Below are 25,863 nucleotides of genomic sequence, written 5' to 3'. Positions count from 1 at the left end.
AGCCGGCGAACAGCGGCGTCGCGAACATCAGCAGCATGATCGTGCCGTGCATCGTGAACGCCTGGTTGAACTGCTCGTTCGACATGATCTGCAAGCCGGGGCGGGCGAGTTCGGCGCGCATGAGGAGCGCCATCACGCCACCGATGCAGAAGAACGCGAACGACGTGACCAGATAGAGCGTTCCGATCGTCTTGTGGTCGGTGGTCGTCAGCCACTTGAGGTGCCTCATGCCCCGCCTGTGTCCGCGCCCCGCCCGGACGTCACACTTCAGGGACGCGACGAGAATCACGGAAACGCCGGTGACGATCCCGAGGGTGCCGGACACGAACGGAACATGAGCGACGACGACAACTTCGCCGCTGCCTATCGCGAGCACTACTGGGCGGTCAGCCGCTATGTCGCGCGGCGACTGGACGGGCGCACGCATGAGGTCGAGGAAGTGGTGGCGGAGGTCTTCACCGTCGCCTGGCGCCGCCGGAGCGACCTCCCGGACACCCCGCTGCCCTGGCTGTACGGCGTGGCACGGAACTGTCTGGCCAACGCGGTCCGGGGGCAGGGGCGACGGCGGCGACTGGTGGACCGGCTGGGCAACGACGACACCGCGCACCGCCGGCACATAGCGGCGGGCCCGGAGGCGGAGACCCCCGGCGGCTGGGTGCACGAGGCGCTGGCCCGGCTCTCCCCGGCCGACCAGGAGGTGCTGCGGCTGACGGCCTGGGAGGAACTCGGCGTCGACGAAGTGGCCGTCGCCCTCGGCTGCGGCACCCGGGCCGCGTCGATGCGGCTGCACCGGGCGCGGCGTCGGCTGAGAGCCGAGATCGACCGCCTGGGCCCCACGACCGCAGCCACCCTGAAGGAGAACGGCCATGGCTGACGAACTCGAACTCCTGCGCCGCGCCAACCCGGTGCCCACCGACGGCCCCCACTTCGGCGACGGTCCCCTGGACCACCATGCCGAGCGGCGGCTGAACCTGCTGATGCGGCAACGGACTTCCCGTCGGCCGCGTCTGCTGTGGGGGCTGGCGGCTACGGCAATCGTCGCCGCACTGGTGTCGGCGCTGCTGTTCACCGGGGGCACGACCACTCCGGCGGCCGCCGCACCGCGCCCGCTGGTCGTACGGGCCGACTCCACCCCCGTGTCCCTGGAGACCCTGGCCGACCGGGCGCGAGCGGCCGGCGGTTCGCTGGGGCTCCGCAAGGGCACCCACGTCAGGACGTGGAGCCTGGGCATGAGCGAGGACGAGCCCCCGATCACCTACCCGGAGGAACGCGTCGTGCGCTGGCACGCCGACGACAGCCACACGGTCGTCGTCGACAACGGCCGGGACCGCACCGAGCAGACCTACCCGCCCAGTTGGAGCGACGCCCCGCCGCAGTCACCGCCCCCGCACGACGCGGAACGTCTGCGCGCCTACCTGCTGGAAGCCACCTACACCGAGGGAAAACTGGACACCGGCCGACTCCTCGACGGCGTCGAGGTGCTCCTGGACACCTGGCAGCTCGGCGCCCGTGAGTCGGCCGCGGTCGCCCGGCTGCTCGCGGACGCCGAAGGGCTGACGCCCGTCGGACAGGTGACGGACCGGCTCGGGCGGCCCGGACAGGCGTACGTGTACACGCAGTCCGCGACCCGCCGGATGCTGATCATGGACCCGGCCACCGGCGCCGTACTCGGTCTGGAGACCACCTTCACCGAGGCGGCACCCGAGTACGGCGTGAAGGCCGGCGACGTCATGGACTACAGCGCCTGGATGCGCTGACTCACACCCCGAGCTGCCGGGCCGCGGCGTCCACCGTCTGCTCCAGCAGCGTGGCGATCGTCATGGGACCGACGCCGCCCGGCACCGGGGTGATCAGCGAGGCCCGCTCCACCGCGGAGTCGAAGTCGACGTCGCCGACGTTCCCGGCGTTGTACCCGGCGTCGAGCACGACCGCGCCGGGCTTGATGTCCTGCCCCTTGATGAGCTTCGCCCGCCCCACGGCGGCGACCACGATGTCCGCCTCCCGGACGGCCGTGGACAGGCCCGCCGTGCGCGAGTGGCAGTACGTCACCGTCGCGTCGCGGGCGAGCAGCAGCATCCCGGCCGGCTTGCCGAGGATCGCGCTGCGGCCGACGACCACGGCCCGCTTGCCGGCGGGGTCGACGCCGTACTCGTCGAGCAGCCGCATGATCCCGCCGGGTGTGCAGGACACGAAGCCCGGCAGGCCGAAGCTCATCGTTGCGAACGAGGCGAAGGTGACCCCGTCGACGTCCTTCTCGGGTGCGATCGCCTCGAACGCGGCGCGCTCGTCGATGTGGTGGCCCATCGGGTGCTGGAGCAGGATGCCGTGCACGGCGGGATCCGCGGAGAGCTCCCGCAACGTGGCCACCAGCTCCTCGGTCGTGGTGGCGGCGGGCAGCTCCACGTGCCGGGAGGCGATACCGGCCTTGCGGCAACGGTTCTGCTTCATCCGGACGTACGTCACGGAGGCGGGGTCCTCGCCGACCAGTACGGTCGCGAGACAGGGTGTCGTGCCGGTGCGTTCGGTGAGGTCGGCGGCGCGCTTGCCGGTCTCCTCCACGATCCGCCGGGCGAGCGCGGTGCCGTCCTCCCCCAGTGCCTTAAGGGCCTGGGAGGTGCCCCCAGCCGGGCCTGGGACATGATCCACTCCTGGGCTGGTAGTCGGTTCGCCCAGGCGCACGGCATCAGATCCTGCGGTCCGCTCCCCGGTGGTGCTCCACCTCAGCGCCAGTCACGGCCCGCCCTCAGCCTGACCGAGCCGGTGGGAGGGCCGGGACCGGACCTTCGGCAACCGCCTCCCTACTCGTCCCAGGCCTGGATCATGGTCTGCTCGGCGATCTTGCCGTCGCGCAGCGTGATCATCGACTCGGCGAGCACGCGCACCCCGTCCGAGTACAGACAGGACTCGCTGTAGGCCACGTGGTCGCCGTCCACGACGCACCGCTCCAGCTTGTGCGTCATGTCGCGGCTGTAGACGTCCTCGAGGAGCTCGCCGATCTCGTCCCGGCCGTGCAGGATCCTCGGGCTGCTGGGCTGGGTGTTGCGGTCGACGACGCGCAGCTCGGCGTCGTCCGTGTACAGCGACAGCAGATTCGCAGCGGTGTTTCCTTCGATGCCCCGGCGCAGTGTCTCGGTGCTGAACCCGGTGCCCATGATTGCCTCCTGCGAGGCCCGCGGCAGCGGGGAGCGGGCCGCGAGGGCCTCACCTTCGAGACTCCTCCGCCCCGCCGGGCTCGGCAAGCGCAGCAGCGGCACTCCGCCGCCCCGATGGCGACCGCGGCTCCCGGGCATCCCGTACTGACGCGCACCGCGTACTGATCCATACGTTCATACGCGTACCTCCGTACCGAGGACCGTCCGGGAATCCCGGGCGGCCCTTGACATTGTTGCCGGTTGAACAGAGCATGCGCTTAGAAATGAATCATGGTTCACGTGGCGAACAAAGAGGTCCGCATCATGCCCATCACCCGCGAACTGTTCATCGGCGGCAAGGACGTGCCCGCCGCCTCCGGCCGTACGACGGAGGACCTCAACCCCTACACGGGCGAGGTGTATGCGACCGTCGCGGCCGCGGGCCCCGAGGATGTGCGCCGGGCCGTCGACGCGGCCGAGGCGGCGTTCCCCGAGTGGGCCGCGCTGGCCCCCTTCGCCCGGCGCGCGATCCTGCTGAAGGCCGCCGACCTCCTCGAGACCAAGGGCGACCAGGTCGCCGAGCTGATGGCCCACGAGGCCGGCGGCACCCGGCCCTGGGCGCACTTCAACGTCTACCTCGCCGCGAACATGCTGCGTGAGGCGGCCGCCGCCGTGACCGCCCCGCGCGGCGAGGTCCTCACCGCCCAGGAACAGGGCGCGCTCGGCCTCGCGGTCCGCGAACCGGTCGGCGTGGTCGCCGCGTTCGCGCCGTGGAACGCCCCGGTCATCCTCGGCGTACGGGCCGTCGCCGCGCCGCTGGCCGCAGGGAACACCGTCGTCGTCAAGGCGAGCGAGGACGCGCCCATCGCCTGCGGTCTGTTCGTGGCCGACGTGCTGCGTGAGGCGGGCCTGCCGGACGGCGTCCTGAACGTCGTCACCAACGCCCGTGAGGACGCGGCCGAGACGGCCGAGGTCCTCATCGCCGACCCGCGCGTCCGCGCGGTGAACTTCACTGGCTCCACAGGCGTCGGCCGGATCATCGGCGAGCACGCGGCCCGTCATCTCAAGCCCGCCGTCCTGGAGCTGGGCGGCAAGAACTCCGTCATCGTGCTGGACGACGCGGACGTCGACTACGCCGTGGACGCCGTCACCTTCAGCGTGTTCATGAACGCCGGACAGATCTGCATGTCCGGCGACCGCATCCTCGTCCACGAGTCGCTGGCCGAGGAGTTCACCCGGAAGTTCACCGCCAAGACGGCCTCGCTGCAGGCCGGTGACCCGGGGGACCCGCACACCGTGATCGGCCCGCTGGTCGCCGCCTCCTCCGCGCAGCGCGTGGCCGGGCTCGTCGAGGACGCCGTCGCCAAGGGCGCCAAGGTCCTCACCGGCGGCGGCAAGCCCGAGGGCGCGGTGCACCCGGCGACCGTCCTCACCGATGTGCCCAAGGACGCCGAGCTCTACCACGCCGAGGCGTTCGGGCCGGTCTGCGTGGTCGAGACGTTCACCGACGACGACGCCGCCGTGGCCGTCGCCAACGACACGGAGAACGGTCTGACCTGCGGCATCATCACCGAGAACGCCACCCACGGACTCGCCGTGGCGCGCGGCATCCGCACCGGCATCGTGCACATCAACGACCAGTCGGTGGCCGACGAACCGCAGGCCCCCTTCGGCGGCTTCAAGGCTTCCGGCTACGGCCGCTTCGGTGGCCGCTGGGGCATCGAGGCCTTCTCCAACACCCGCTGGGTGACCATCGCCACCCAGCAGGCGCACTACCCGTTCTAGACCCCTGACTCCGGCCCGGCGTCCAGGAAGTGGAAGCCGGGCCGGGGGTGCATCAGGAACTCGTGGTGGGAGATGTTCCACGCGTACGCCCCCGCCAGCGAGAACGCCACCCGGTCACCGGCCCGCAGCCCGGGCGCGGGAACCCGGCGGGCGAGGACGTCCTTCGGCGTGCACAACTGCCCGGCCAGCGTGACGTGTTCGCCCCCGGCGGCCGGCCGCTCCCACGGGTGCGGCCAGTCCGCCACCCGCAGCACGGCACAGGGCTGGTCATGCCCCTTCGTCGCCGGGGTCCGCAGATGGTGGGTGCCGCCGCGCACCACGCCGAACTCCTCGCCGTGACTGCGCTTCACGTCCAGCACCTCGGTGGCGTACCAGCCGCAGTACGCCGTCAGCGCCCGCCCCGGCTCGATGCGCAGGGTCAACTCCGGGTGCGCCTCGCTGAGTTCGGCGAGACCCTTGCCGTACGCGGCCCAGTCGAAGCGGCGCTCGGGGTCGGCGTAGTCGACGTGCATGCCGCCCCCGACGTTGACCTCTTGGAGCGGCACCCCGAGCCCGGTGGCCCACCCCACGACCGCCTGAGCCACCGCGAGCTGCTCCGGGGCTTCGAGGCCGCTGGCCAGGTGGGCGTGCACGCCCCTGAATTCGAGCTGCGGGCAGGCGCCGCCCACCAGCTCACGGACCACCTGGCGCGCCCGGTCCGGATCCATGCCGAAGGGTGTCGGACGCCCGCCCATCGCCAGCGAACTGCCCGCCAGCGACCCGTCGGACAGCGCCAGGTTGACGCGCGCCAGCACACCGGCACGCCGTCCCGTCCGCCGGGCCAGCTCGCCCAGCATCCGCAGCTCGTGCTCGCTCTCGACGTGGAAGCGCTCGACTCCCCGCTCCAGAGCGGCCATCACCTCGTCCGGTGTCTTGCCCGGACCGCCGAAGGCGAGAGGACGCCCCGGCATCGCCTCGGCGACATGGGCGAGTTCACCGCCCGAGGACACCTCGTAGCCGTCGACATACGGTCCGAGCGCGGCCAGGATCTCCGGCTCGGGGTTGGCCTTGGCCGCGTAGTACAGCTCGACCCGCGACGGAAGTGCGGCCCGGACGGCGGCGGCGTGTCTGCGGAGCTCCGCCAAGTCGTAGAGGTAGGCGGGAAGTTCGGTCGCCCCGAGGGCCAGGGCGCGTTCCTGCACGGCAGGGGTCATCGGGTGCTCCCGGTCAGGATGTCCTCGGCGAGCGGGGACGGCAGACGGACGTAACCGGCCTCACGGTCCGCCTTGCGCTCCCAGCGGGTGAGGAGGTTCGCCTTGGCGGGCAGGGGGACACCGGCGAGGAGGGCGGCCAGGCGGGGCGGGCAGCCGAGCTGGTCGGCGTACGAGCGCAGCGTCGCACGGACCCGGGCCCAGAGGGCGGCCTCCGCCCCCGGGTGCAGATCGGCGAGGGCGGCCAGCAGCTCGGCCACATGGTTGACCAGCAGACAGTAGACGACACGGTCCCAGCCGCGCCGGGCGTCGTACGTCATCGGGCCCGCGACCTCGGGCGGCAGCGCGGCGAGCGTGTCGGCGTGGTGCTCGGGGACGAGCTTGGTGCCCTCCAGGTCGCGGAAGAGGACCTGGGCGGGCATGCCGTCGGCGTCCACGCAGACCAGGACGTTCTGGAGGTGGGGTTCGAGAACCAGGCCGTGGTCGAAGTAGGCGGCCAGGACCGGCGGCAGGAGCAGGTCCAGATAGGCCGACCACCACTTGAGGGCCGTCCGCTCGTCCGCCGCGCCGAGGAGGCGGGAGATGTGGGCGGCACCGCTCGGGTACTCGTCGGCCACCGCGGCCGCCAGCAGGGCGGTGGTGCCCGGCGCGAGGCGGCTCGGCAGACCTTCGCGGACGATGACACCGAAGCCCTCGAACAGGGCGCGGTCCGGTGTGCCGTCCGGGCCGGGCAGCGCGAGCGTGCGGTAGGCGGGCTCGCGGAGCACCGCGCTGCCGGGGAAGCGTCCGGCGAGGTCCGCCAGGGCCGGGGCCAGCACACGGGTCAGGGCGACGGCCCCGGACAGCTCGTAACTGCTGTTCTTGCGCAGGCAGTTGGTGATCCGCACGTTCAGGCTGAACTTGAGGAAGGTCTCCCCGTCGTAGAGGGTGCGGACGGACGCGGTCGCGGCGAAGGGCCGCCCGCCCGGGCCGAGGTCCAGGACGTCGCCGCTCTCCAGCGCCGCGCTCAGTGCCGGGTGCCCGCGGAGCGTGTCGTACTGCCAGGGGTGGGCGGGCAGCAGCCGGTAGCCGTCGGGGAGGTCGGGGCGCAGCCGGTCCAGGGCCGCGGCGGCCGATGGCTGCGCGCACTCCTCGGCGATCAGGTGCTCGCGCACGGCGAGATGACGCAGCGGGAAGGCGGCCCCGGCCTCGGGCGCGTACGCGGACCAGGCGCGCGGGTCGCCGGTGCGGGCCTTGGGGGTGGGGTGGAAGCGGTGGCCGAACAGCAGGGACTGCTCGGAGGCGAGATAGGCGTCGGTCCGGGAGGTCCCCGCCGACGCGAGTGCGGTCGTGACGGCCTCATGACTGGAGACGACCTGTTCCAGGAACTCCTCGTTGCGCACCCCCGTCCGCAGTGACAGCTCGTCGTGCGTGTACTCGGCGAGGCGGCGCCAGTCCAGCTCCGCCCAGTCGCCGTCGCGTTGCTCGGACACGGGGCCGGTGAACCGGTGCGCGCCGAGGAGGGAGGTGCGGCGCAGTGTGATCCGGAGCAGCACTCCGCGGCGGGGCAGGCGCAGCAGGAGCCGGCCGTCGGTGACGACCGTCTGGTGCTCGGGTCCTGAGACCTCGCGCAGCAGGCAGTTGAGGAGGGTGTGCGCCACCACCTCGTCGGCGGTGGGCAGTTGGGTGCGCCCGGGGGGAGTCTGGGGGACGGTGAGCGAGGGCATCAGCGGCTCCAGCGGGGGGTGAGGGTGGGGAGGAGGGTCGCGACGGCGATGACGGCGGCCACGGCGGCGCCGGTCAGGACGGGCGCGGCGGGTCCGAACCGGGCGCTGCCGGCCGCCGCGGCGAGACCGGCGGCGACCGCGCCGGCCTTGGAGAAGAACTCCAGCGAGCCGAACATCCCGCCGGGCGCCCGGCCCTTGGCGCACTCCGCGGCCAGGACCTGGAGACACACCAGGCCGAGGGTGAGTCCGGCGCCGAGCAGCAGTCGTACGGCGATCAGCGCGGGCAGCGAGTCGACGGCACCGTGCCCGGCGAGACCGAGCGCGATCAGGACGAAGCCGAGCGCGATCCCGGCCCTGGGGCGGTCGCGGAAGGCGGAGTGCACGGTCAGGGCCGCGACCAGATAGCAGAGGTGGGGGAGGGCGAAGAGCAGTCCGGAGAGCGTCGGTGACGTGCCCGGGAGCCGGTCGTCGACGAGGGCGATGAGGTAGGGGAAGGAGATCACGGTGGAGAACACGAAGGTGAACTCCAGCGCGTAGAGCGCCTTGAGCGACATCACGGGAGGCGGCTGGTCGGCGGCGACGGCCGGCTCGCTCTTCTCGCGCCGGACCGGCCCCGGCTCGGGCAGGGCCGCGAGCAGCAGAGCGGCCGTGAGCGGCAGCACGGCGAGCAGCGCGTACTGGCGGTGCGGTGACAGCCAGCCGGACAGGGCGCCGACCACGATCGGCGCGACCACCAGCGCGGCCCGGGCGCTTCCCTGCATCAGGGTGAGCGCCTTGGACAGGGACGGGCCCTCCAGGCCCGCGCCGAGATAGCCGTTGGAGGCGGCGAAGGTGCCGCCCAGGATGCCCTGGAGGACGAGCGCGAGGGTGAAGGTGGCGAGCGAGTCCGCCCACCCGGCCATCAGGAAGGCCACCGCGAGCCCCAACTGGGCCCGCAACAGCAGCCGTTTACGGCCGTACCGGTCGGCGAGCCGGCCCCACAGCGGTGCCGTGATCGCACCGAACACGGTCGGGACGACATAGAGCACGCCCGCCCAGCGGGCCGCCCGGTCGCCCAGCTCCGGGAGGATCTCGGTGAGATACGGGGGCAGGCCGAGGGCCGCGAAGGACGCCACGAAGTAGCAGCCCGCCACCGCGTGCACATGACCGCGGCCGAAGGCCGGACGGGGCATGCGGAGGGTTTCGGCGCTCATGCCGAACCCCCTTCGCGCAACAGGTAGTTGGGCCCGCTGGTGTAGTGCTTGTTGATGTCGGCCGCGCCCGAGCGCTCCTTGGACAGCAGCGTCCCGGCGGTGACCATCGCCTTCACCGGGAGCCGTGGCGCGTCCAGCACCCGCTCCCGCAGGGCGGCGCCCGCGTCCCCGCCGAGCCGGTCGACCGCCTCGCTCAGCCGCTGGCGTACGAGAGCGAGCAGGGCTCTCCGGTGCCGGGGGAGGCCGAACGCGTAGGCGCCCGCGCACAGATGGACGGTGATGGTCGTGAACACGTCGGCCACCGGCCCGTCACCGGTGACATGGGTCCGGGCGTCGTCGAAACCCCATGGGCCGGGCAGGACCGCACCCAGGCGCTTCGGGTTGATCCGCGGCCCGTCGTCGTCCTTGAACAGCAGCCGCAGACCGCCGGGCCGCAGCACCAGCGAGATGTTCTGCTGGTGCGACTCCAGCGCGATGCCGTACCCGAACAGCGTGGTCTGCCAGTCGAGGAGCAGCGTCAGGAAGGCGTCAAGGAGGGCGAGCGGGTCACCGCCGTAGAAGCGCTCGGCCAGGTGGTCGAGGACCAGCCGTCCGTCGGGCGCTTCGGCGAGCAGGGCGGCCAGCGGTACGACCTCGGCGTCGTCCAAGCCGACCGGGAAGCGGCGGCACAGCACGGCCAGCAACTCGTGCCCGGCATGGGCGTACGTCGTCTCGTCGGCGTGCAGGATCGAGTCCCGGAACCGGGGTTCACGGGCGAGCACGGCCTCGACGAGCCGCTGTCCCGCCGCGCCGTCGACGAGGGTGCCCGGCTTGATGGACCGCTTGTTGCGCAGGCCCAACGTGGACGTCGCGAGGGGGAGTTTGAGGTGGTGCGTCGCGTCCACGGCCACGGTGCGCATCGACAGGGTCGGTACGACGTCGAGGTGGGCGCGGTCGGCGAACAGGGCACCCTCGGGAAGGCCCGCCTCGCGCAGGGCGTCCACGGTCAACGGGTGCACCGGCAGGGGCAGATGGGTGCCCTCGGCCGCCGCCAGCCCGAGGTCGGTGCAACTGGGCCAGAACTTCGGGAGGGTGCCGGCGAGGGTGAGGGACTCGCGGGGCACGGCCAGCCAGCGCAGGGCGAACCGGGGGTGGAACTCCGGTGCATATGCGCGCAGTTGATCCTCGGTGAGCCCCGCGCGTCCGCGTGCCGTCGGATACACGGGATGGTCGAGACGGGCGGCGAGGGCGTCGTACGCGAGCGGCGGCCACCGGGTGGGGTCCGCACCGAAGCCGACGGGTGAGGTCGCGTGCAGCCGCATGGTGGCCAGCGTCTGCCGGCACTCCTCGGCGAAGGCGTCGTAGCCCGCGCGGTCGACGGGGTCGGCGAGTGCGCGCAGTGCGCTGAGGACGGTGTCGTGCGAGGTCAGCTCGGCGCCGTCCGACTCGCGGACCAGCAGCGGCAGCCGGGCGGCGTACTCGCACTGGAACCCGTCCTCGGTGACGGGCAGCAGGAGCGCGTCGCCTTCGGCGGGCAGCCGGAGCCAGGGGCCGTCCGGGTGGTCGACGAGGGTGCTGCGGGTGCGCAGGCCCGCGACGTCCTCGCGGAGGAGGGCGCTGAGGACGCGGGTCAGCAGCTGTGCGTCACAGATCGCTTCGGCTCGGGTCGTACCGGCCGTCACGGCTGGATCTCCCAGCGCAGGCCCGCCAGGAATCCGGCCGTCACCCGGTCCACCGTCGGCTGGTCGGTGCCGACGGCCCGCAGGACGCCGAGGTAGTCCCGGTTGGTGCGGTACAGCTCGTGCCGCTCGCCCGTCGCGCGCAGCGGACGGTACGTCAGGTGGACGCCGTCGACGGTCAGTTCCGTTGCGGCGGGTGCCTCGGTGAGGAGGCCCGGGCGCTCGGCGCACGGATACTCCAGACGGGCGGCACCGTCCCGGCGCGCCCCGAGGTCCGCGGGGAGCGGCTCGCCCAGATGGGCGCGGAGGATGTGCTCGAAGAGCGGGATCTGAAGCAGGCGCGCCAGCAGCAGATCGCACTGGTCGCCGATGGCCCGGTAGTTGACCTCGATGATCCGGGCCCGCCCCTCGTGGACCACGAACTCGGTGTGACAGGCCCCGAAGCCCACCCCGAGCGCGTCCAGTTGGGCGAGGATCTGCCCGACGACGGCCTCGGGGTGGGCGGGGACGAAGGTGAGGCGCTCCTCGATGAAGTACGGCGGCGGCGACAGCTCGGTGTGGAAACCGCCGAGGACGTGCCGGGTCCGTCCGTCCCCGAGGGTCTCCAGGGTGTACAGCTCGCCGGGGAGGTACTCCTCGACGACCAGGACGGCACCGGGACGCCGGTCGAGGATCTCCTTGGAGCGGGTGAACAGGTCCTCGGCGGTGTCGACCAGGACGACGTCCTCGCTGGCCACGCCCTCGCGCGGCTTGACGACACACGGGTACGGGGCGTCCGGCAGGGCGGCCGGTCCGGTGAGCTCGGCCGACCACACGGTGTCCACGCCCGCCGCGGCGAGACGACGGCGCATCTCGGCCTTGTCCTTGCAGCGCAGGGTGGCCCGCCAGTCCTTGCCGGGGAGCCCGAAGTAGGCGGCGGCGAGGGCGGCCTGGGTCTGGAGGTGGTCGCTGTTGGTGAACACCGCGTCGGGGCGGTGGTGGGTGGAGACGCGGGTGACGACGGCCCGGAAGTCGCGGACGTCGCACTCCAGGACCTCGATGTCCGGATACACGGCGCGGTGGGCGTCGGGCTGGTCGGTGAGGACGGTGACGTCCAGGCCGAGCCGGGCGGCCGCGGGCAGGAAGCCCTCGGTCACGGAGTCGGTCGGGTTGAGGGCAAGCAGGTACAGACGCATGGGTGGTGGGGAACTTCCGCTAGCGGGTGGGGGGTTGAAGGGGCGGGCCCGGCCCATGGCTGCGGCCCGCCCCGATTCAGCGGGAGTTACTTGGCGGGGAGTTCGACGCCGGTGTCCTTCGCCACGTCCGCGAGCATCTGCTCGGCGGCCTGGACGCCGATGCCGGACATCCACGTCTCGTCGGGAACCTCGAAGACCTTGCCGTCCTTGACGGCCGGCAGGGACTTCCACACGGGGTTCGAAGTGACCTGCTTCTTCTGCGTCTTGTCGTCCACGTCGGCGGAGGTGACGAAGATCAGGTCGGCGTCGGCCTGGTCGATCTGCTCCGGGCTGACGTCCTTCATCGTGACCTCGGGGTCGGTGGAGACCTGCGAGGAGGGCCGCTTGAAGCCGATGTCGTTCAGGACGACACCGCTGTAGGAGTTGGACTGGTAGAGGCGGGTCGGGCCGGCGATGAAGCGGACCACGGACGCGGTCGGCATGGTGCCGCCGTCCTTCTTCCTGATGGCCTCACCCAGCGCCTTGGCCTGCGTCTCGTACTCGTCGAGCTTGGCCGCGGCCTCCTTCTCCAGGCCCAGCGCCTCGGCGTGGACCTTGAGGTTGTCCTTCCACACGCCGCCGGTGGTCTCGGTGAAGACGGTGGGGGCGATGGCGCTGAGCTTGTCGTAGACCTTCTCGTGCCGGATCTTGGAGGACAGGATCAGATCGGGCTTCAGCGAGGCGATCTTCTCCAGGTTGGGCTCCAGGAGCGGGCCGACGTCGGCGGTGTTCTTCAACTCGCCCTTGAGGTACGTCGGGAAGCCGCCCTCGGTCTTGAAGTGCGGGGCGACCGCGCCGACCGGGTCGATGCCGAGGAGCGTGACGTCGTCCAGCTCACCGGTGTCGAGGACGACGACCCGCTTGGGCTGGGAGGGGATCTTCACGTCGCCCATGGCGGTCTTGAGGGTGCGCGGGAAGGCACCCGAGTCGGCGGCGGGCTTTGCGGCGGTGGCGGTGTCGTCGGACTCCGAGCCGCCGCAAGCGACCAGGGCGGCCGTACCGAGGGTCACGGCGAGCAGCGGGGCCAGAATCCGGCGGATTCCGGGCATGGCGAAGCGGTGGGACATGGGGGGGCGGCTCTTTCTTGGTAGGGAGTTGATCAGGCGGTGGCGGCGGAGCGCCGCACCACACTGCTCTTCGGGACGACCAGCGGGGTGCCGGTCTCCGGGTCGGGAATGACCCGGCAGTCCACGTCGAACACGGACTTCACCAGCTCCGCGTCGAGGACGTCCGCCGGGGCTCCGGCGGCGGCGAGCCGGCCGTCCTTGAGGACCACCATGTGGTCCGCGTAACGGGCGGCCTGTCCGAGGTCGTGCAGCACCATCACCACGGTGCGGCCCGCCTCGGCGTGCAGGGCGGCCACCAGATCGAGGACGTCGAGCTGGTGCCGCAGGTCGAGGAAGGTGGTCGGCTCGTCGAGCAGGAGCAGTTCGGTGTCCTGGGCCAGCGCCAGCGCGATCCAGGCCCGTTGCCGCTGACCGCCGGAGAGCCGGTCCACCGGCTGGTCGCGCAGGGCGGTGGTGCCGGTGCGCTCCAGGGCCTCGTCCACCGCCTTCTGGTCGGCGGCCGACCAGGGGCTCAGCAGCCGCTGATGCGGATAGCGGCCGAGCCGTACGAGCGCCTCCACGGTGATCGCCTCGGGCGTGACCGGCTGCTGCGGCAGCAGACCCATCCGCAGCGCCAGGGACTTGGCCGGCATGCGGTGGATGTCGGAGCCGTCGAGGGTGACCGTACCGGCGGCCGGGGCGAGCAGTCGGCTCAGCCCCCGCAACAGGGTCGACTTGCCGCAGGCGTTGGGGCCGACGATCGCGGTCACGGCCCCGCCGGGCAGGGTGAGATCGAGGCCGCCGACGACCAGACGGTCGCCGTAGCGGAGGTCGAGGGACCGGGTGGCGAGCTGGTTGAGGGTGTCCACCGGGGTCTGCGGTCCGGCCTTCATGCGTGGCTCCTGTTCACGGGTGAGCTCTGCCGGAGCATCAGCACCAGCAGCCAGGGCGCTCCGAGGGTCGCGGTGACCGCTCCCACCGGCAGCCCTTCGATCGGCAGCAGGTGCTGCACCACCAGGTCGGAGGCGAGCAGCAGCACCGCGCCGGTGAGACCGGCCAGCGCCAGTGACGCGGCGGTCGGGGGCCCGGTGAGGAACCGCACGATGTGCGGCACCGCGAGCGCCACGAAGGTCACGGGCCCGGCGAGCGCGGCGGCGAGCGAGGCCAGCACCACGGCGAGGACGAGCAGTTGCAGGCGGGCGGTGGAGGTGCGCAGGCCGAGGGCGCCCGCCGAATCGTCCCCGAGGTCGAGCACGGCCAGCCGGCGGTGCAGTACCAGGGCGGCGGCCAGCGCGAGGACCATGGCACCGCCCGCTCCCCACACCTCGGTCCAGGTCCGCCCGTACACCGAACCGGTCGTCCACTGCAGGGCCGATCCGGCGAGCTCCGCCGGGAAGCGCACGATCATCAGGTTGACGGCGGCGGCGAGCCCCGCCTGCACGGCGAGCCCGGTGAGCACGAGGCGGGTGACGGCGAGCCCGGAACCCCAGGCGAACACGCCGAGGAGCAGCGCGGCGAGGAGACCCCCGCCCAGCGCGCCGACCGGCACCAGTGTCTGCGAGGCCCCGGCGGCGATCAGCGCGACCGCGCCCAGCGAGGCACCGCCGGTCACCCCCATGACGTCGGGGGAGGCCAGAGGGTTGCGGAACAGCCGCTGCAGCACACAGCCCGCCACACCGAGCCCGGCCCCGCCGGCGATCGCCGCCACGGACCGGGGCGCCCGGAACTGCTGCACCACCAGCACATCGCCGGCATCGCCGAGCCCGGCCAGCGCGCGCAGTGCGGTGACCGCCGGGATCCGCATCTCACCGGTCGTCAGGGAGACGGTGAGCAGCACGAAGAGCGCGACGAGAGCGGTGCCGGCGAAGGCGAGAACGCGTATGCGTGTTGTGACCCGGTTCACCGTGTCGCCACCTTCCGGGCCAGCAGCGCCAGCAGGGGCGCGCCGAGGAACGCGGTCACGATGCCGACCTCCAGTTCCGAGGGGCGCAGCACCATCCGCCCGAGCACATCGGCGCAGAGCAGCAGCAGCGGACCGGCGATCAGACAGCCCGGCACCAGCAGCCGGTGGTCGCCGCCGAGCAGCGGACGGACGAGATGCGGTGCGGCGAGCCCGATGAAGGCGACCGGCCCGGCGACCGCGACCGCGGAGCCGGCGAGCAGGACGACCGCGATGCCGCCGGCCAGCCGGATCCGGGCCACCGGGACACCCAGGGCCTGGGCCGAATCGTCGCCCAGCGCAAGGGCGTTGAGGGCGGGGGAGACGGCCAGCGCGACCACGATCCCGAGCAGCAGGGTCGGCAGTACCGGCCACAGCGTGTCGAGGGGACGCCCGGACAGCGACCCGGCGAGCCAGAAGCGGGCCTCGTCGAGCGTGCGCTGGTTCATGAGCATCACGGCCGATGTCCAGGAGAACAGCACGAGTTGAAGCACGGTGCCGCCCAGCGCGAGCCGTACGGGATCGATGTCCCCGGCGCGCCGGGACAGCGCGGTGGCGAACAGGGCGGCGCCCGCGGCGCCCGCGAACGCGAACCACACGTACTCGACGGGGTCGTTGAGCTTCAGCGCGAAGATCGCGACGACGACCGCGAAACCGGCGCCCGCGTTGATGCCGAGGGTCGTGGGGGAGGCGAGCGGGTTGCGGGTGATGCCCTGGGCGACGGCCCCGGCGACGCCGAGCGCGGCACCGACCGCGAGGCCGATGACGGTGCGCGGCAGCCGCAGCCCGGTCACCACGAGGGCGTCCCGTCCATGGGCGTCGCCGAAGAGGGCGTCGGCCACCGTGGACAGCGGCACCGAGCGGGCGCCGAGGGCGAGGCTGAGGGCGGTGCAGAGGGTCAGGGCCGCGAGGCCGGTCAGAAAGAACGGTATGTGCCGGAAGGCACGCAAGGGCACACCTGTGGGGGGTGCGCCCCGTTGGGTCGCAGTCACGAGCGGTGAGCTTAGGTGAGGCTTGCTTTACTTTTCAACTGCCTGTGCGGTTCCTTTGAGCCGCCTTGACGTGGGAGTCCCTTGATCAAGCTAAGGTAAGCCTTGCCTATCAAGGCTCTACCGAAACTCCCCCGCACTGGAGCACGCTGATGTCCGTGACCCTGAAGACCTCACCGGACGTCACCGTCGCCCGAGCCCTCGCCGACACCTACCGACGGCTGGCCGGCATCTGCGAGGCGCTGGAGGTACGGGTGTCCGAGGCGCCTCAAGGAGGAGTGACGGCCGCGGAGCTGGCGTCGGACCGGGACGTGCTGGACGCGTTCGTCGCGGCCGAGACGGCCCGTGTCCGACACCGCTACGAAACCGCCGTACGCCCGGACGTCGCCGCCTCCCGCGCCCTGCACGACTACGCGTGGTCCGTCGGCGCACTGATGGGCGGCACCTGGTACCTGGAGCGCCGGGTCCCCCGGATCCGCCCCGAGGACCTGCGACTCGACCTCACCACGGGTTCGTACGAGATCACCCCCGGCACGGAACTGGCCTGCCTGCCGGACGACGCCCTCTCCGCCGCCCCCGGAGTGTTGACGCTCCCTCAGGAGGACCTGCTGCGCACCCAGTTGCGCATCTCCCTGGCGGACCACATGCGCCCGCTGCTCGCCGCGATCGGCCCCGTCGCCCGCCGCCGCTCGCGCGCTCTGTGGGGCATGGTCGAGGACGACCTGGTCTCCGCCATCTGGTACCTGGGCCGCATGCTGGGCGAGGAGAGCGAGGCGATCCGGGCGGCGACCGAGGTGCTGCCGATGCCGGTTCCGCCGTATCCGGCCGGCGCAGGCTTCCGCCACCTGGTGGGCGAGGACGGCCGCAGCCACGCGACCCGCACCCGGACCGGCTGCTGCATGTTCTACGCGATCCGCCCGGCGGAGGCGTGCTCGACCTGCCCGCGCACCTGCGACCAGGAAAGGCTGCGGAGGCTGGAGGAGTAGACGGACGACTCAGTCCGCCGTCGCCAGGAACTGCGTCGCCGCCAACTCCGCGTACAACGGATCCCCGGCCACCAGCTCCCGATGCGTCCCCACCGCCCGCACCCGCCCCGCGTCCATCACCACGATCCGGTCGGCCATCGTCACCGTGGACAACCGGTGCGCGACCACCAGCACCGTCGTCGTCCGCGCCACGTCGGCGACCGTGTCCCGCAACGCCGCCTCGTTCACCGCGTCCAGCTGCGAGGTCGCCTCGTCCAGCAGCAACAGCCGCGGCCGCCGCAGCAACGCCCGCGCGATGGCGACCCGTTGACGCTCGCCCCCGGACAACTTCGTCCCGCGATGGCCCACCAGCGTGTCGAGCCCCGACGGCAGCCGCGCCACCAGACCGTCCAGCCGCGTCGTCTTCAGCACCCGCGCCACCGCGCCGTCGTCCGCCTCCGGGTTCCCCAGCAGCAGGTTGTCCCGCAACGACCCCGACAGCACCGGCGCATCCTGCTCGACGTACCCGATCGCCGACCGCAACCGCGCCAGCTCCCAGTCGGCGAGATCACGCCCGTCCAGCGTGATGGACCCCGACTCGGGATCGTAGAACCGCTCGATCAGTGAGAACACCGTCGTCTTCCCCGCGCCGGACGGCCCGACGAACGCCGTCATCCCCTGCGCGGGCACGGAGAACGTCACACCGTGATGGACGTACGGCAGATCGTCGGCGTACCGGAAACGCACATCCGTGAAGGTGAGCGCGGCCGGCTCCGAACCCGCGGCCGGCAACGGCGCGGCCTCGCCCGCCGGTTCGGCCGGCAGCCGCAACGCCTCCTGAATGCGCCCCAGCGCCGCCGCACCCGTCTGGTACTGCGTGATCGCCCCGACCACCTGCTGGATCGGCGACATCAAGTAGAAGACGTACAGCAGGAAGGCCACCAGCGTGCCGACGTCGATCGCCCCGGTGGCCACCCGCGCACCGCCCACCGCGAGCACCGTGATGAAAGCGATCTGCATCGCGAGCCCCGCCGTGTTGCCCGCGGCCGCCGTCCACTTGGCGGCCCGCACGCTCTGCCGCCACGACTCCTCCGCGGCCGCGTGCAGCGTACGTTCCTCCCGGTGCTCCGCACCCGAGGCCTTCACCGTGCGCAGCGCGCCGAGGATCCGCTCCAGCGAGGCCCCCATCACACCGACCGCGTCCTGCGCCTGCCGACTCGCACGGTTGATACGCGGCACGATGACGCCGAGGACCGTGCCCGCGCCCACGATGACGGCCAGGGTGACCCCCAGCAGCACCGGATCGACCAGGCCCATCATCACCACCGTCGCCACCAGCGTGAGCCCGCCCGTGCCGAGGCCGACGAGGGAGTCGGTGGTGACCTCGCGCAGCAGCGTGGTGTCCGAGGTGATGCGGGCCATCAGATCGCCCGGTTCGGTGCGGTCCACGGCGGTGATCCGCAGCCTGAGGAGGTACGACGACAGCGAGCGCCGCGCGCCCAGCACGACCGACTCCGCGGTGCGCCGCAGCACGTACGAACCCAGCGCTCCCACCGCCGCGTTGGCGACCACCAGGCCCGACATGACGAGCAACGCGCCCGTGATGGTGCGGTCGTGGGAGAGGTCGTCGATCAACTCCCGTGCCACCAGCGGGAGCAGCAGCCCGGTGGCCCCGGTGACCAGGGAGAGCAGAGCGCCTGCCGCCAGGGCCCAGCGGTGGGGGCGTACATATCCCAGGAGCAGCCGCCAGGTGGGCGGGGCCTGCTCCGTCGCGGCGATGCTCACGGCGCTCCTTGTGGGGTGGGGCGGAGCATTCAGGCTACGTCGGCCCCCTTCCGTGCGGCCCACCGGATCCGCGTCACGGAGAACATCAGGGGCCGGGAGTCGGTGCGCGACAGGCAGCCGTCGAGCATGCCGGTGAGGACCTCGCCGGGGCCGAGTTCGACGCCGGCCGGGCGGACCCGGTGCCGGTCGAACAGGGCCTGCCGGGAACCTCGGCCGGACAGGTGGCCCGCACCCTGGTCCATGTGCCGCACCGCGTGCCGGCGCAGGGCATCCGCAGGGCCCCCGGCCCGCGTGCCGGCGGCTCCCATGCCGTTACCGATCAGTTACACGTAGGGTCGAGAGGACGGACACCGGCCGACGGAAGGGTTTCACCACCATGGCGCAGGAAGTACGCGGCGTGATCGCACCGGGCAAGAACGAGCCGGTCCGGGTGGAGACGATCCTGGTGCCCGACCCCGGGCCGGGCGAAGCGGTCGTCCAGGTGCAGGCCTGCGGGGTGTGCCACACCGACCTGCACTACAAACAGGGCGGCATCTCGGACGACTACCCCTTCCTGCTCGGCCATGAGGCGGCCGGCATCGTGGAGGCGGTCGGCGAGGGAGTCACCGATGTGACCCCGGGCGACTTCGTCATCCTCAACTGGCGCGCCGTGTGCGGCAATTGCCGCGCCTGTCTACGGGGCCGCCCCTGGTACTGCTTCAACACGCACAACGCCCGGCAGAAGATGACCCTCGCCTCGACCGGACAGGAGCTCTCCCCGGCGCTGGGCATCGGCGCGTTCGCGGAGAAGACGCTGGTCGCCGCCGGACAGTGCACCAAGGTCGACCCGCAGGCCTCGGCCGCCGTCGCCGGTCTGCTGGGCTGCGGCGTGATGGCCGGGATCGGCGCCGCCATCAACACCGGCAACGTCGGCCGCGGTGACACGGTGGCGGTGATCGGCTGCGGCGGCGTCGGCGACGCGGCGATCGCCGGGTCGAACCTGGCGGGCGCGGCGCGCATCATCGCCGTAGACATCGACGACCGCAAACTGGAGAAGGCCCGCTCGATGGGCGCCACCCACACGGTGAACTCCCGCGAGAGCGATCCGGTCGAGGCGATCCGCGAGCTGACCGGAGGGTTCGGGGCCGATGTCGTCATCGAGGCGGTCGGCCGCCCCGAGACGTACGAGCAGGCCTTCTACGCCCGCGACCTCGCCGGCACGGTCGTCCTCGTCGGAGTCCCCACCCCGGAGATGAAGCTGGAGCTGCCGCTCCTGGACGTCTTCGGCCGCGGCGGCGCGCTGAAGTCGTCCTGGTACGGCGACTGCCTGCCGAGCCGTGATTTCCCCATGCTGATCGACCTGCATCTGCAAGGCCGCCTGGACCTGGAGGCGTTCGTGACCGAGACCGTCCAACTCGACGAGGTCGAGAAGGCCTTCGAGCGCATGCACGGCGGAGACGTCCTCCGCTCGGTGGTGGTGCTCTGATGACCGCCCGCATCGAACGCCTCGTCACCTCAGGGCAGTTCAGCCTCGACGGCGGCACCTGGGACGTCGACAACAACGTATGGCTCGTCGGCGACGACCACGAGGTGATCGTCATCGACGCCGCACACGACGCCGAGGCGATCGCCGCCGCGGTGGGGGAGCGCAGGCTGACCGCGATCGTGTGCACCCACGCCCACAACGACCACATCGACGCCGCCCCGGCCCTCGCCGACCTCACGGGCGCCACGATCTGGCTGCACCCCGACGACCTGCCGCTGTGGAAGCAGACCCATCCCGACCGCGACCCCGACGCCCACCTCCAGGACGGACAGGTCATCGAGGCGGCCGGCGTCGATCTGCGGGTGCTGCACACCCCGGGCCACGCCCCCGGCGCGGTCTGCCTCCACGACCCGGGCCTGGCCACCGTGTTCACCGGCGACACCCTCTTCCAGGGCGGTCCCGGCGCCACCGGCCGCTCCTACTCCCACTTCCCGACGATCATCGACTCGATCCGCGACCGGCTGCTCGTCCTGCCGCCCGCGACGAAGGTCCTCACCGGCCACGGCGACCCCACCACGATCGGCGCGGAGGCCCCGCACCTTCAGGAGTGGATCGCCCGCGGCCACTGACGAGGGCGCGGCGGCCGGCGGACCGGGCGCCGCCGCGAGTGCGGATCAAGACCCGCAGGAAAAGGTGACAGAAGATGTCCGGCTTACCGTGCACCGTGGAATGGACGACGCACCACGCACACAGGGGAGCCGGACATGTCACAGCCGCTCAAGGGCAAGGTCGCACTGGTCGCCGGAGCGACCCGGGGAGCCGGACGGGGGATCGCCGTGGAGCTTGGGGCGGCCGGTGCCACCGTCTACGCGACGGGGCGCAGCACACGCGACCAGCGCTCGGAGTACGACCGCCCCGAGACCATCGAGGACACCGCCGACCTGGTGACCGAGGCCGGCGGGACGGGCATCGCCGTCCCCACCGACCACCTCGTCCCCGCCCAGGTCCGCGCCCTCGTCGACCGGATCGCCGACGAACAGGGCCGCCTTGACGTCCTGGTCAACAACATCTGGGGCGGCGAGAAACTCTTCGAGTGGGAGAGCCCCGTCTGGGAGCACGACCTCGACAACGGCCTCAGGCTGCTGCGGCTCGCCGTCGAGACCCACGCGGTCACCAGCCATCACGCCCTGCCGCTGCTGCTGCGCAACCCGGGGGGACTGGTGGTCGAGGTGACGGACGGCACCGCCGAGTACAACGGCACCAACTACCGCGCCACCTTCTTCTACGACCTCGCCAAGACATCCGTCCTGCGTATGGGCTTCGCCCTCGGCCAGGAACTCGGACCGCGCGGCGCCACCGCCGTCGCGCTGACCCCGGGCTGGCTCCGCTCGGAGATGATGCTGGAGCACTACGGGGTGCGCGAGGACAACTGGCGCGAGGCCCTCGACCAGGTCCCCCACTTCGCCATCTCGGAGACCCCGCGCTACGTCGGCCGCGCCGTCGCCGCCCTCGCCGCCGACCCCGACGTGTCCCGCTTCAACGGACAGTCCCTCTCCAGCGGCGGCCTCGCCCAGGTCTACGGCTACACCGACCTCGACGGCAGCCGCCCGGACGCCTGGCGCTACGTCGTCGAGGTCCAGGACGCGGGAAAGCCGGCGGACACCACCGGATACCGCTAGATCAGACCGGGCCGCCAGATCAGACCGGGCCGCCAGATCAGGACCGGTCCGCCGACGGCAGCTGCCACCGCACCGAAAGGCCCGGTGGCAGCGCCAAGTCCTCGCGCACGGCCGCGTAGTAGCCGTCGCGCCCGACGCGGTGCCGTTCCACCAGCGCCCGCCAGGCCGCCGGATCACGCGTCCCGTCGCGCAGGACCTGCTCCATCTCCAGCACCACGGTGACCCAGGCCCGCGCCTTCTCCACCACCCGCGGACTCCCCAGCAGCAGGAGCGCCTCCCCGGCCGGGTCCCGGGCCAGGGTGGCCTCGGCCAGCCGGGGCGTGGCCTCCTCGGGGGACAGGGGGTGCGGGTGCGGGTCGTTGCCGAGGTGCGAGGCCGCCCGGCACGCCAGCGTGACGGTCTGCTTCAGCGTGCTCGCGTAATCGGCGTACACCGCGAGCCGCCGCTCCTCCCAACGGGCCGACTGCTCACGGCGGAAGCGGGCGCCGTCGCTGCGCACGACCGCCAGGTACGAGCCGAGCGCACCGATGACGACGCCCAGGAGCGCGGGCAGTTGCTGTATGAACGCGGACATGGGCGCACGGTATCTGCCCGGTTGATCGACCAGGCACTACGGTGCGATCCCATGACGGACACAACGCGCTTCGAGGGGTACTCAGTTCTCATCACCGGCGCCGCCCGCGGCATCGGCGCCGCGACCGCGCGACGGTTCGCCGAGGAGGGGGCGCGGGTGCTGGTGACCGACATCGACGCGCCCGCGGCGGAGAAGACCGCGGCGGCCCTGCGTGAACAGGGGCTGGCGGCCGAGGCGTTCGGATGCGACGTGGGGGACCGGGCCGAGGTCGAGGCGGCCGTCGAACACGCCGTCGGCGCCTTCGGCTCGCTGGACGTCCTGGTCAACAACGCCTTCCACTGCACCCCCGACGCCCCGCTCTTCGAGGACGAACCGGACGACGAGTGGGCCCGCGACCTCGACATCACCCTCACCGGCGCCTTCCGCTGCTGCCGGGCCGCCCTGCCGCACCTGGCCGCCTCCGGACGCGGCGCGATCGTCAACGTCGGCTCCGTCAACGGCCTGTACGACTTCGGCTGCCACGCCTACAGCGCCGCCAAGGCCGGTCTCGGCTCCCTCACCCGCACCCTCGCCGGACACGCCGCCGACCGCGGCGTCCGCGTCAACCTCGTGGCACCCGGCACCGTCCGCACCACCGCCTGGGCGGGCCGTGACGACGACCTCGCGAAGGCGCGCGAGCTGTACCCCCTGGGCCGCGTCGGCGAACCCGAGGACATCGCCGCCGCGATTCTCTTCCTCGCCTCCCGCGACGCCTCCTGGATCACCGGCGTGACGCTGCCCGTCGACGGCGGGATCACCGCGGTCGAGTCCGGGTTCCACCGATTCCGCAGGAACGCTTAACACTCGCTGTAGATCTTTTCACTTGTCCTGCGCGGACGGTGTCGGGCAGCGTTCCTGTGTGCCCGACACCGAATCCCCTTGGCGCAGCGCCGACTTCCGCGTCCTGTTCGCCGCGAGCACCCTCAGCCAGCTCGCCACGAACGTCAGCTACGTCGCCGTCCCCCTGATCGCCGTCACCGCCCTCGACGCCGGTCCCGGACAGGTCGGTGCGCTCGCCACCCTCAGCACACTGGCGTTCCTGCTCATCGGCCTGCCCGCGGGCGCCTGGGTGGACCGGCTGCGGCACCGCCGGGTGCTGATCCTGGCCGACCTGGCCCGCGCGATCCTGTACGCCTCCGTGCCGCTCGCCTGGTGGACGGACACGCTCACCCTCGGCCAGCTCTACGCCGTCGTCCTGCTGAACGGCGCCGCGACCGTCTTCTTCGACGTCACCTCCCAGAGCACCCTCCCGCGCCTCGTCGGCCGCGAGGCCCTCGTGCCGGCGAACGCCGCCATGGTCGGCCTCCAGGCGGTGGGCAACGTCGCGGGGCGGGGCGCGGGCGGCGCCCTGGTGCAGTTCCTCACCGCCCCGCCGGCCGTACTCTGCGCGGCGGCGACCTATCTCGCCTCCGCGCTCCAACTCGCCCTGATCCGCCACCAGGAGGAGCCACCGGCCCGGCAGCGGAAGGCGAGCCTGAGGGCGCAGATCGCCGAAGGGCTGCGCCATGTCTTCGGCAACCCGGAACTGCGCGCCCTCGCCCTCACCGCGGCCCTCACCAACCTGGGCATGCAGATCGTCAACACCATGCTGCCCCTGCTCTTCGTCCGCGAACTCGGCCTCCCCGCGAGCGCGTTGGGCCTCTTCTGGGCGGCGGGCGGCCTCGGTCTGCTGCTCGGCGCCCGCTGTGCCCGCCGCCTCGCCGGACGCCTGGGATACGGCCGCTCTCTCGGACTGGCCGGGGCGGTCCTGGCACCCGCCGCCCTGCTGGTGCCGCTGATCGACCGGGGTGCCTGGCTGTGGGTGGCCGGCGCGGGCTGGACGCTGGCCCTGTTCAAGACCGGCACGGACAACGTCCTCGGCGTGAGCCTGAGGCAGCGGATGACCTCGGACGACCTCCTCGGCCGTATGAACGCCACGTTCCGCTTCGTTCTGACCGGAGCGCTCGCCCTCGGCGCGGCGGTCGCGGGTGTGCTCGGCGAACTGGCCGGTGTCCGCGCCACGCTGTGGGCCGGCGGGGCGGTGCTGGCGGCGGCCTTCCTGCCCGTCTTCCTCTCGCCGGTCCGTGTGCGACGCGAACTCCCGCACCCCGCCCCGGTCACCGCGCCCGCGCCACAGCCCCGATGATCCGCTCCACGTCGTCCGCCGACGTCCGCCAGTTGCTGAACGCCGCCCGCAGCCCGGGCGTCCCGCCGTACACGGTCGGCGTCACGAACGCCTCGCCGCTCGCCGCCACGGCCTGCGCGAGCGCGTCGACCCGCTCCGGCGTCGGATCCCCGGCCAGGGTGAAGCACACGACGTTCAGCCGCACCGGAGCCAGCAGGCACAGCCCGTCAAGCCCGGCGAGACGCTCACCGAGCTCACGCGCCAGCGAGACGTTCCGCTCCACGATCTCGCGGTGCCCGTCCCGGCCGTACGCCATCAGCGAGAACCACGCCGGGAGGGCCCGCAGCCGGCGCGAGTTCTCCGGTGTGAGATGCACGAAGTCGGGCTCGCCGACGGGCAGTCCGAGATACGGCGAGGCGTTGTGGAAGACCGCCACCTGCAGATCCCGGCGGCGGGTGAACTGGACGGCCGCGTCATAGGGCACGTTGAGCCACTTGTGCAGATCGACACAGACGGAGTCGGCCGCGTCGAGGCCGTCGACGAGAGCGGCGTACGACGGGGAGAGCGCGGCGAAGCCGCCGAACGCGGCGTCGACGTGCAGCCAGAAGTCGTGCCGTTCCTTGAGCGCCGCGATGGCCCGCAGATCGTCGAAGTCGACCGTGTTCACGGTGCCGGCGTTGGCGACCACGATCGCCGGGCGGCCCTCCAGCGCGGACAGCGCCGCGTCCAGCGCGCCGACGTCGACCGCCTCGCGATTGCCCGACAGCACCGGCACGGGCCGCAGCCGGTCCCGGCCGATGCCGAGCACGGACAGGGCCTTGCCGATGCTGGAGTGCGGGCTGCCGGACAGCACATGGACCGGGCCCAGCGCCCCGACCCCGTCCCGCGACACGGACACCCCGAGTCGCTCGCCCAGCCACTCGCGGGCGACGGCGAGCCCGACGGTGTTGGACGCGGTCGCCCCCGTGACGAACGCCCCGCTGTGCGCCTCGCCCAGCCCGAACAGCTCGCGCAGCCACCCCACCGTCTCCCGCTCCAGAGCCGTCGCCCAGGACCCCACCGCCCCCGAGACGTTCTGGTCGTACGCGCTGGTCAGCCAGTCCCCGGCGACCGAAGCGGGCGTCGCGCCGCCCGTGACGAACCCGAGGTAGCGCGGCCCCGCCGAGCCCGAGAAGCCCGGCGCCCACCGCTCGGCGAACCGCGCGAGAGCCCCCTCCGCCCCCGCACCCCCGGTCGGCAGTGCCTCACGGTCGGGCGCCTTGTCGAGCTGCACGACCGGCCGCCCGGACACCCCGGCCAGCTCACGGGCGGCCAGATCACGGGCGGACTGGAGAAGTTCGGGGAGCCGGGAGAGATCGTCGGCGAGAGTACGGTGCATGAGCGGCAGCCTAGGAGGGTCGT

General features: G+C 72.4%; 25 protein-coding genes and 1 riboswitch. Of the genes, 9 read left to right on the top strand and 16 right to left on the bottom strand.

Annotation, left to right across the window (positions count from 1 at the left end; genetic code table 11):
- Positions 1-229 (bottom strand): cbb3-type cytochrome c oxidase subunit I (locus tag PH203_RS37050; protein WP_289925914.1); only part of this gene is annotated, 229 nt, incomplete at its 3' end.
- A gap of 105 nt (positions 230-334) precedes the next feature.
- Between PH203_RS37050 and PH203_RS37045 the strand changes: the two genes are divergently transcribed.
- Together PH203_RS37045 and PH203_RS37040 are read left to right on the top strand one after the other, a co-directional pair.
- Positions 335-874, top strand: coding sequence for a sigma-70 family RNA polymerase sigma factor (locus PH203_RS37045; RefSeq protein WP_289925899.1), 540 nt, complete (start codon positions 335-337; stop codon positions 872-874).
- Positions 867-1,757, top strand: coding sequence for a CU044_5270 family protein (locus PH203_RS37040; protein WP_289925897.1), 891 nt, complete (start codon positions 867-869; stop codon positions 1,755-1,757). Before PH203_RS37045 ends, PH203_RS37040 begins: the two co-directional genes overlap by 8 nt.
- Position 1,758: 1 nt before the next feature.
- Here the strand turns inward: PH203_RS37040 and PH203_RS37035 are convergent, their stop codons facing one another.
- Together PH203_RS37035 and PH203_RS37030 are read right to left on the bottom strand one after the other, a co-directional pair.
- The gene (locus PH203_RS37035) at positions 1,759-2,646 is read right to left on the bottom strand and encodes a bifunctional 5,10-methylenetetrahydrofolate dehydrogenase/5,10-methenyltetrahydrofolate cyclohydrolase (RefSeq protein WP_289925894.1); all 888 of its coding nucleotides are present in this window, start codon (positions 2,644-2,646) and stop codon (positions 1,759-1,761) included.
- A 14-nt stretch (positions 2,647-2,660) separates the two neighbouring features.
- Positions 2,661-2,744, bottom strand: a riboswitch (ZMP/ZTP riboswitch).
- 54 nt (positions 2,745-2,798) lie between these two features.
- A complete protein-coding gene (locus PH203_RS37030) occupies positions 2,799-3,152 on the bottom strand; it encodes a nuclear transport factor 2 family protein (protein ID WP_289925891.1) in 354 nt (117 codons plus the stop codon).
- Between the two features lie 303 nt (positions 3,153-3,455).
- Here PH203_RS37030 and PH203_RS37025 point away from each other — a divergent pair, with 303 nt between their 5' ends.
- Positions 3,456-4,916 carry an aldehyde dehydrogenase family protein gene (locus PH203_RS37025; RefSeq protein WP_289925913.1) on the top strand — a complete coding sequence of 487 codons (1,461 nt, stop codon included), beginning with the start codon at positions 3,456-3,458 and terminating at the stop codon, positions 4,914-4,916.
- Here PH203_RS37025 and PH203_RS37020 read toward each other — a convergent pair.
- From PH203_RS37020 to PH203_RS36980, 9 genes are all read right to left on the bottom strand, one after another.
- A complete protein-coding gene (locus PH203_RS37020) occupies positions 4,913-6,109 on the bottom strand; it encodes a type III PLP-dependent enzyme (RefSeq protein ID WP_289925889.1) in 1,197 nt (398 codons plus the stop codon). The two genes, PH203_RS37025 and PH203_RS37020, sit on opposite strands and share 4 nt — an antisense overlap.
- On the bottom strand, positions 6,106-7,812 hold the full coding sequence (locus tag PH203_RS37015; RefSeq protein ID WP_289925888.1) for an IucA/IucC family protein: 1,707 nt from the start codon (positions 7,810-7,812) through the stop codon (positions 6,106-6,108). Before PH203_RS37015 ends, PH203_RS37020 begins: the two co-directional genes overlap by 4 nt.
- A complete protein-coding gene (locus PH203_RS37010) occupies positions 7,812-9,005 on the bottom strand; it encodes an MFS transporter (protein ID WP_289925887.1) in 1,194 nt (397 codons plus the stop codon). Before PH203_RS37010 ends, PH203_RS37015 begins: the two co-directional genes overlap by 1 nt.
- Complete coding sequence (locus PH203_RS37005; protein WP_289925886.1) at positions 9,002-10,666, bottom strand: IucA/IucC family protein; 1,665 nt, start codon at positions 10,664-10,666, stop codon at positions 9,002-9,004. Before PH203_RS37005 ends, PH203_RS37010 begins: the two co-directional genes overlap by 4 nt.
- Positions 10,663-11,838, bottom strand: coding sequence for an ATP-grasp domain-containing protein (locus PH203_RS37000; protein WP_289925885.1), 1,176 nt, complete (start codon positions 11,836-11,838; stop codon positions 10,663-10,665). The genes PH203_RS37005 and PH203_RS37000 overlap by 4 nt, the downstream gene beginning before the upstream one ends.
- Positions 11,839-11,924: 86 nt before the next feature.
- Positions 11,925-12,944: an iron-siderophore ABC transporter substrate-binding protein gene (locus tag PH203_RS36995; protein WP_289925884.1), complete on the bottom strand. Its 1,020-nt coding sequence runs from the start codon at positions 12,942-12,944 to the stop codon at positions 11,925-11,927.
- 32 nt (positions 12,945-12,976) lie between these two features.
- Positions 12,977-13,816 carry an ABC transporter ATP-binding protein gene (locus PH203_RS36990; protein WP_289925883.1) on the bottom strand — a complete coding sequence of 280 codons (840 nt, stop codon included), beginning with the start codon at positions 13,814-13,816 and terminating at the stop codon, positions 12,977-12,979.
- Positions 13,813-14,826: an iron ABC transporter permease gene (locus PH203_RS36985; RefSeq protein WP_289925882.1), complete on the bottom strand. Its 1,014-nt coding sequence runs from the start codon at positions 14,824-14,826 to the stop codon at positions 13,813-13,815. The genes PH203_RS36990 and PH203_RS36985 overlap by 4 nt, the downstream gene beginning before the upstream one ends.
- Positions 14,823-15,818 carry an iron ABC transporter permease gene (locus tag PH203_RS36980; RefSeq protein WP_289925911.1) on the bottom strand — a complete coding sequence of 332 codons (996 nt, stop codon included), beginning with the start codon at positions 15,816-15,818 and terminating at the stop codon, positions 14,823-14,825. The genes PH203_RS36985 and PH203_RS36980 overlap by 4 nt, the downstream gene beginning before the upstream one ends.
- Positions 15,819-16,003: 185 nt before the next feature.
- Between PH203_RS36980 and PH203_RS36975 the strand changes: the two genes are divergently transcribed.
- Positions 16,004-16,837, top strand: a complete 834-nt coding sequence (locus PH203_RS36975) for a (2Fe-2S)-binding protein (protein WP_289925878.1) — start codon at positions 16,004-16,006, stop codon at positions 16,835-16,837.
- A 9-nt stretch (positions 16,838-16,846) separates the two neighbouring features.
- Here PH203_RS36975 and PH203_RS36970 read toward each other — a convergent pair whose 3' ends face one another.
- Both PH203_RS36970 and PH203_RS36965 read right to left on the bottom strand, forming a co-directional pair.
- Positions 16,847-18,601, bottom strand: a complete 1,755-nt coding sequence (locus tag PH203_RS36970) for an ABC transporter ATP-binding protein (RefSeq protein ID WP_289925875.1) — start codon at positions 18,599-18,601, stop codon at positions 16,847-16,849.
- Between the two features lie 29 nt (positions 18,602-18,630).
- Positions 18,631-18,909, bottom strand: a complete 279-nt coding sequence (locus tag PH203_RS36965) for a hypothetical protein (RefSeq protein WP_289925873.1) — start codon at positions 18,907-18,909, stop codon at positions 18,631-18,633.
- Positions 18,910-18,977: 68 nt separating this feature from the next.
- Here PH203_RS36965 and PH203_RS36960 point away from each other — a divergent pair, with 68 nt between their 5' ends.
- The 3 genes from PH203_RS36960 to PH203_RS36950 all read left to right on the top strand — a co-directional run bounded on the left by PH203_RS36960 (position 18,978) and on the right by PH203_RS36950 (position 21,745).
- Entirely contained in the window at positions 18,978-20,066 is a 1,089-nt protein-coding gene (locus PH203_RS36960; RefSeq protein ID WP_289925871.1) for an S-(hydroxymethyl)mycothiol dehydrogenase, read from the top strand.
- Positions 20,066-20,695, top strand: coding sequence for an MBL fold metallo-hydrolase (locus PH203_RS36955; RefSeq protein ID WP_289925870.1), 630 nt, complete (start codon positions 20,066-20,068; stop codon positions 20,693-20,695). Before PH203_RS36960 ends, PH203_RS36955 begins: the two co-directional genes overlap by 1 nt.
- A 135-nt stretch (positions 20,696-20,830) precedes the next feature.
- A complete protein-coding gene (locus tag PH203_RS36950; protein WP_289925869.1) occupies positions 20,831-21,745 on the top strand; it encodes an SDR family oxidoreductase in 915 nt (304 codons plus the stop codon).
- 37 nt (positions 21,746-21,782) lie between these two features.
- On the opposite strand, the gene PH203_RS36945 is transcribed toward PH203_RS36950, so the two are convergent.
- Positions 21,783-22,319, bottom strand: a complete 537-nt coding sequence (locus PH203_RS36945) for a hypothetical protein (protein WP_289925868.1) — start codon at positions 22,317-22,319, stop codon at positions 21,783-21,785.
- 51 nt (positions 22,320-22,370) lie between these two features.
- On the opposite strand from PH203_RS36945, the gene PH203_RS36940 reads away from it, so the two are divergent.
- Both PH203_RS36940 and PH203_RS36935 read left to right on the top strand, forming a co-directional pair.
- A complete protein-coding gene (locus tag PH203_RS36940; protein WP_289925867.1) occupies positions 22,371-23,159 on the top strand; it encodes an SDR family NAD(P)-dependent oxidoreductase in 789 nt (262 codons plus the stop codon).
- A gap of 58 nt (positions 23,160-23,217) precedes the next feature.
- Positions 23,218-24,483: an MFS transporter gene (locus PH203_RS36935; protein WP_289925865.1), complete on the top strand. Its 1,266-nt coding sequence runs from the start codon at positions 23,218-23,220 to the stop codon at positions 24,481-24,483.
- Here PH203_RS36935 and PH203_RS36930 read toward each other — a convergent pair.
- The gene (locus PH203_RS36930; RefSeq protein WP_289925863.1) at positions 24,455-25,840 is read right to left on the bottom strand and encodes an aminotransferase class I/II-fold pyridoxal phosphate-dependent enzyme; all 1,386 of its coding nucleotides are present in this window, start codon (positions 25,838-25,840) and stop codon (positions 24,455-24,457) included. The genes PH203_RS36935 and PH203_RS36930 overlap by 29 nt on opposite strands.
- Positions 25,841-25,863 lie beyond the last annotated feature (23 nt).

Source organism: Streptomyces sp. S.PB5, assembly GCF_030403745.1.
Lineage (GTDB): Bacteria > Actinomycetota > Actinomycetes > Streptomycetales > Streptomycetaceae > Streptomyces.
The sequence above is the reverse complement of the archived record's forward strand: the minus strand, read 5'-3'. Positions and strand labels throughout refer to the sequence as shown.

Bases quoted from the DNA above. Each gene is read 5' to 3' on its own strand.
- PH203_RS37045 (WP_289925899.1), top strand. From the start codon at position 335: ATGAGCGACGACGACAACTTCGCCGCTGCCTATCGCGAGCACTACTGG.
- PH203_RS37040 (WP_289925897.1), top strand. From the start codon at position 867: ATGGCTGACGAACTCGAACTCCTGCGCCGCGCCAACCCGGTGCCCACC.
- PH203_RS37030 (WP_289925891.1), bottom strand. From the start codon at position 3,152: ATGGGCACCGGGTTCAGCACCGAGACACTGCGCCGGGGCATCGAAGGA.
- PH203_RS37025 (WP_289925913.1), top strand. From the start codon at position 3,456: ATGCCCATCACCCGCGAACTGTTCATCGGCGGCAAGGACGTGCCCGCC.
- PH203_RS37020 (WP_289925889.1), bottom strand. From the start codon at position 6,109: ATGACCCCTGCCGTGCAGGAACGCGCCCTGGCCCTCGGGGCGACCGAA.
- PH203_RS37015 (WP_289925888.1), bottom strand. From the start codon at position 7,812: ATGCCCTCGCTCACCGTCCCCCAGACTCCCCCCGGGCGCACCCAACTG.
- PH203_RS37010 (WP_289925887.1), bottom strand. From the start codon at position 9,005: ATGAGCGCCGAAACCCTCCGCATGCCCCGTCCGGCCTTCGGCCGCGGT.
- PH203_RS37000 (WP_289925885.1), bottom strand. From the start codon at position 11,838: ATGCGTCTGTACCTGCTTGCCCTCAACCCGACCGACTCCGTGACCGAG.
- PH203_RS36995 (WP_289925884.1), bottom strand. From the start codon at position 12,944: ATGTCCCACCGCTTCGCCATGCCCGGAATCCGCCGGATTCTGGCCCCG.
- PH203_RS36990 (WP_289925883.1), bottom strand. From the start codon at position 13,816: ATGAAGGCCGGACCGCAGACCCCGGTGGACACCCTCAACCAGCTCGCC.
- PH203_RS36975 (WP_289925878.1), top strand. From the start codon at position 16,004: ATGTCCGTGACCCTGAAGACCTCACCGGACGTCACCGTCGCCCGAGCC.
- PH203_RS36965 (WP_289925873.1), bottom strand. From the start codon at position 18,909: ATGGGAGCCGCCGGCACGCGGGCCGGGGGCCCTGCGGATGCCCTGCGC.
- PH203_RS36960 (WP_289925871.1), top strand. From the start codon at position 18,978: ATGGCGCAGGAAGTACGCGGCGTGATCGCACCGGGCAAGAACGAGCCG.
- PH203_RS36955 (WP_289925870.1), top strand. From the start codon at position 20,066: ATGACCGCCCGCATCGAACGCCTCGTCACCTCAGGGCAGTTCAGCCTC.
- PH203_RS36950 (WP_289925869.1), top strand. From the start codon at position 20,831: ATGTCACAGCCGCTCAAGGGCAAGGTCGCACTGGTCGCCGGAGCGACC.
- PH203_RS36945 (WP_289925868.1), bottom strand. From the start codon at position 22,319: ATGTCCGCGTTCATACAGCAACTGCCCGCGCTCCTGGGCGTCGTCATC.
- PH203_RS36940 (WP_289925867.1), top strand. From the start codon at position 22,371: ATGACGGACACAACGCGCTTCGAGGGGTACTCAGTTCTCATCACCGGC.
- PH203_RS36930 (WP_289925863.1), bottom strand. From the start codon at position 25,840: ATGCACCGTACTCTCGCCGACGATCTCTCCCGGCTCCCCGAACTTCTC.